At 70.2% G+C, this 1,354-nt stretch carries 1 protein-coding gene; it reads right to left on the bottom strand.

Going from position 1 to position 1,354, the window contains the following annotated elements; translation table 11 throughout:
- Positions 1 to 26: 26 nt before the first annotated feature.
- Positions 27 to 1,297 (bottom strand): IS3 family transposase gene (locus tag FZ988_RS18360; protein ID WP_149205494.1). Its coding sequence is split into 2 segments (ribosomal slippage): positions 27 to 1,000 and positions 1,000 to 1,297, totalling 1,272 coding nucleotides; the frame shifts between segments, so codons are not numbered across the junction.
- Positions 1,298 to 1,354: the final 57 nt, after the last annotated feature.

Here is a 1,354-nt window from a genome sequence, read left to right as displayed (position 1 = left end):
TGAACCGCCCCGGCGTGTCCGGAGACTCACTGGTGTGAGACCTCCGCTGTTGGCGTGAGGCTGTGGGCAGCGTAGTAGGCGGCCTCGAGCTGCGCGGGTGGGATGTCGCCGCAGTACTCGTAGAGGCGCCGGTGGTTGAACCAGTCGACCCATTCGGCGGTGGCGACCTCGACCTGGTCGATCGTGCGCCAGGGCCCTCTGGCCTTGATCAGCTCGGTCTTGTAGAGGCCGTTGATCGTCTCGGCGAGGGCGTTGTCGTAGGACGAGCCGACCACGCCCATCGAGGGCCGGATGTCGTCGGCCGCGAGGCGTTCGGAGTAGGCCACCGACGTGTATTGCGACCCGTGGTCGTGGTGCGCGATCACCCCGGCCACGTCGCGGCCTTCGCGGGTGCGGGTCCACACCGCGTGCTCGAGCGCGTCCAGGACCAGCTGGGCGGTCATCGAGGTGGACGAGCGCCAGCCGATGATCCGCCGGGCGTAGGCGTCGATCACGAACGCGACGTAAACCCAGCCGGACCAGGTCGACACGTACGTGAAGTCGGCCACCCACAGCCGGTCCGGCGCCAGCGGTGCGAACCGACGCTCGACGAGGTCACCAGGGTGCTTGGCCGAGGGGTCGGGGATGGTGGTCCGCTTGACCTTGCCCCGTACCGCCCCGGCCAGCCCGGCCGCCCGCATCAGGCGTTCGACGGTGCACCGGGCCACGGCGATGCCCTCGCGGTTCAACACCAACCACACTTTGCGCGCCCCGTAGATGCCGTAGTTCGCGCCGTGCACCCGGCGGATGTGGACCAGCAGGTCCGCGTCCCGCTCCGCGCGGGCGCTGGGCGCCTTGCCGGCGCGCTCGTAGTACGTGGACGGGGCGATCTTCAGGCCGTGCTCGGACAACACGGTGCAGATCGGCTCGACACCCCAACGCAGACCCTCGCCCTCGCGGTGGCCGACGTGCTCGCGGATGAACTCCACGATCAGCGGGAGGGCCGGTCGAGCTCGGCCGCAAAGAAAGCCGACGCCGCCTTCAAGATCGCGTTCGCCCGCTTCAGCTCCGCGTTCTCACGCCGCAGCCGGCGCACCTCGGCCGACTCCTCGGTGCTGACCCCGGCCCGGTCACCGGCGTCGACCTGGGCCTGGCGGACCCACTGACGCACCGTCTCGGGGGTCTTGACCCCCAGCAGCTGAGCGACGCGGCCCATCGCCGCCCACTCCGACTCCTGCTCGCCGCGCACCTCCGCGACCATCCGCACCGCACGCTCCCGCAACTCAGGCGGGTACCTCCTGGACGCACCACTCGACATGACCCCGATCCCAACCCTTCCAAGGACTGAAGTCTCCGGACACGCCGGGGCGGTTCA

This window comes from Actinotalea subterranea (assembly GCF_008364845.1).
Lineage (GTDB): Bacteria > Actinomycetota > Actinomycetes > Actinomycetales > Cellulomonadaceae > Actinotalea > Actinotalea subterranea.
The sequence above is the reverse complement of the archived record's forward strand: the minus strand, read 5'-3'. Positions and strand labels throughout refer to the sequence as shown.